The 3,152-nt window shown below is 34.0% G+C and carries 2 protein-coding genes; both read left to right on the forward strand.

What is annotated here, in order from left to right; all coding sequences use genetic code 11:
- Positions 1-282: 282 nt before the first annotated feature.
- The gene (rsfS, locus tag IHO13_RS04925) at positions 283-612 is read left to right on the forward strand and encodes a ribosome silencing factor (RefSeq protein ID WP_225538542.1); all 330 of its coding nucleotides are present in this window, start codon (positions 283-285) and stop codon (positions 610-612) included.
- A 58-nt stretch (positions 613-670) separates the two neighbouring features.
- Positions 671-1,921, forward strand: a complete 1,251-nt coding sequence (tyrS, locus tag IHO13_RS04930; protein ID WP_225538543.1) for a tyrosine--tRNA ligase — start codon at positions 671-673, stop codon at positions 1,919-1,921.
- Positions 1,922-3,152: the final 1,231 nt, after the last annotated feature.

Below are 3,152 nucleotides of genomic sequence, written 5' to 3' on the forward strand. Positions count from 1 at the left end.
ATTGTTGAGTAGATTATTACTTACTATCACTGCATCAATAATCTCACTCAGTTTTCGTGCAATAGTAAACTTACCACTACCTGGAAAACCGGTTAAGTAAACAAGAGTCTTGCTCATAATAAATACACTATTAGAAAACCACCCTTAAGTTATATATAAAAGGATATGTATTGTATATACTGTTGCATCAAAAGCATGAACAATTTGGTCTTAGTAATATCAAAAATAGTTCATGTTTAGAAATTTTGAGTATATAATTATAAACAAATTATATAATTTAAGATGATAGCTGGTGCATCTGGTGATACAGAATTAATAAAAAACACGATTGCAAGTATTATAGACCAAAACAAAGGTCATAACATAGTCGCCTTTGATGTGCAGAATAAAACCATTATTGCAAAATATATGATTATTGCATCTGGTGATTCGAGCCGCCATGTGAAAGCATTGGCTGAGCATATAATAAAAAACCTCAAGCCACATGATAAAGCAGACGTAGAAGGTATAGATGAAGGCAATTGGGTAATTGTGAATTTTCAAGGCATAATGGTTCACATATTCAGACCGGAAGTAAGAGAGTATTATAAAATAGAAGAACTGTGGAATTAGCTTTCCTTCATTTGTAAGACTAATAGATTAAAATCACTTTAATTAACAAAAGCAAACCATGAAACATAAATCCGAGTTTTTGAATTTTATCCAAGAAAGGGGATATCTATATCAGTGTGCAGGCGCTGAGGGGTTAGATCGACTATTATTGCAAGATAATCATATAATTGCATACATCGGGTTTGATTGCACAGCACCAAGTCTTCATGCTGGTCACCTAATTCAGATTATGATGCTACGCCACCTACAAAAATTTGGGTGCAAGCCAATAGTCTTACTTGGGGGCGGTACAACTAAGATTGGAGATCCATCTTTTAAAGATAAAGCAAGGAGCATCTTACCCATAGAAAACATCAAGCAAAATACATCTAGTATAAAGAGGATACTGGAGAAAATGGTATCTTTTGATGATGGAAAGACTGGTGCAGTAATAGTAAATAATGCAGATTGGCTGGACAATATAAAATACATAGATTTTTTGCGTGATATAGGAAAACATTTTTCTGTAAATCGTATGCTAAGCTTCGACAGTGTAAAAATTAGGCTCGATAGAGAACAAAATCTAAGCTTTCTCGAGTTTAACTACATGTTGTTGCAGGCTTATGATTTTGTTGAATTGAATAGAAAGTATGGCTGTCGCCTGCAAATTGGAGGATCAGACCAGTGGGGAAATATAGTAAGTGGAATTGAACTTGGCAAAAAGTTGAACTTACCTGAATTGTTTGGTCTTACTTCCCCTCTTTTATTGAATGCTCAAGGGATAAAAATGGGCAAAACTGGAAGTGGAGCGGTGTGGCTTGATAGTAATATGCTAAAGCCTTACGATTATTGGCAATATTTTCGCAATGTTGATGATCAAGATTTAGGACGTTTTTTGAGATTACTCACTGATTTGCCAATTGACGAGATTAAAAAACTAGAATCTCTAAAGTATCAAGAAATAAATGAAGCGAAAAAAGTTTTGGCAACAGAAGTAACAAAAATATGTCATGGTGAAAAAGAAGCAGAAATTGCACGATCCGCTGCAGTTTTGGCTTTTGAAAATGAAGATAGTTCATTGCTTCCTGATTATGTTACAACAAAAGAACAAGTTGCAAATGGCATACCCTTAGTAGACCTACTACACAATACCGGTCTTGAACCCTCAAAAGGTGCTGCAAAGCGTTTAATACAGGGCAATGGATGCAAAGTTAATGGTAATACTATAAACGATGTTAACTATATAATAAATTCCGAGAGCTTTAAAGATCAGCCATTCGTAAAGCTATCCGCAGGAAAGAAACGCCATATTAAAGTTGTAGTGGGTTAAACTTTGGAGTAATACTAATTTTTGTTATTGAAAAGACAAATAAACACATCATAAATTCGCTTAAACATCCAATTATAGGCAAAGAATGCTTTTTTCAATTTGTCTTTGCTACCATTAACGAATATCAGATACGTAATATTATAAAATCATCTGCAGGACCATATAAAAGTTGTAGCGAGTTAATAATTTTTTATGGAAGAAAAGATATGTTAGAAATTTGAAGGCTTCATAAAGGGGGTCAAAATGAGACTGTATCACAGAGATATCAAAGGCTTTATTAAAGAACCTTACCTCTTCAGAGGGAGGGACTATTTCAACAAGGGGAGAGTAGAAATTATATCTGTTGATGAATCTTAAAGCGAATCAAAGGTAGCTGGATCAACTGTATATCGAGTAACACTATAGTACGATGGTCCGTTCCTTAGTGGGAAGTGTTCCTGTCCTGCATTTGTATATTTTGGTCTGTGTAAGCACACGGCTGCAACAGGTTTTGCTCTGGTCAACCTCGATAGAAAAAAATACAGGTCATCTGTCCACTCTGAATATGCTGGCAGACAAGTTTGCCCTAAAAGGCTCAAAAAACAAATCAAGAGTTTATTTCAATAATTGTTTGTTTAAGTAAATCAACAAGACTAGTCCTGCCATCCAAGTAGCTATGAAAACAGGTTAAATGCAAAACTTGCTTAACAACCTTCGCTGTCACTCTTGTTATAGTATTGAAGCTATTATTTAATCTTCCAATTTGTGCAGGTTAAAATGACAAGAAAACTTGTATTTGGCATACTATTGTTTAATTTTTCGTATTATGTGCACTGCATGCCTAAAATTTCAAAATTTTCCATACATAAGCTGAAACGCGCTTATAAGTCGTTTAAGACATCAACCAATGCCGGATTTTAAAATAGAGAGTGGAATAACTAGCTACCTTAGGGTTCTATTGTCTTTTTTTGCCTGGCAAATTTCTTAAATATTATATCTTAGACCAGTTGTGTTTAAAAGCAGCTAAATTGCAGCGTTTAAGACATAAAATACTAATATTTAAATAAATACCAACCAGAGCTTCTTTTGTCTTTTTTTCTGCTTAGCTTAGATTATGCAAGAGATTTATTATCTCCTCAGTAATTTATCACGTGCTGCATTTAACTTTTGTGCAAAGTAACCTATTACGTTGACTGCAGGTTCATCTGTTCTACTTGATACAAATTCCGAAATTTTTTAACTTATATTTGCA

Origin of the sequence: Wolbachia endosymbiont of Mansonella perstans (assembly GCF_020278605.1) — a bacterium.
GTDB lineage: Bacteria > Pseudomonadota > Alphaproteobacteria > Rickettsiales > Anaplasmataceae > Wolbachia.

Bases quoted from the DNA above. Each gene is read 5' to 3' on its own strand.
- rsfS (WP_225538542.1), top strand. From the start codon at position 283: ATGATAGCTGGTGCATCTGGTGATACAGAATTAATAAAAAACACGATT.
- tyrS (WP_225538543.1), top strand. From the start codon at position 671: ATGAAACATAAATCCGAGTTTTTGAATTTTATCCAAGAAAGGGGATAT.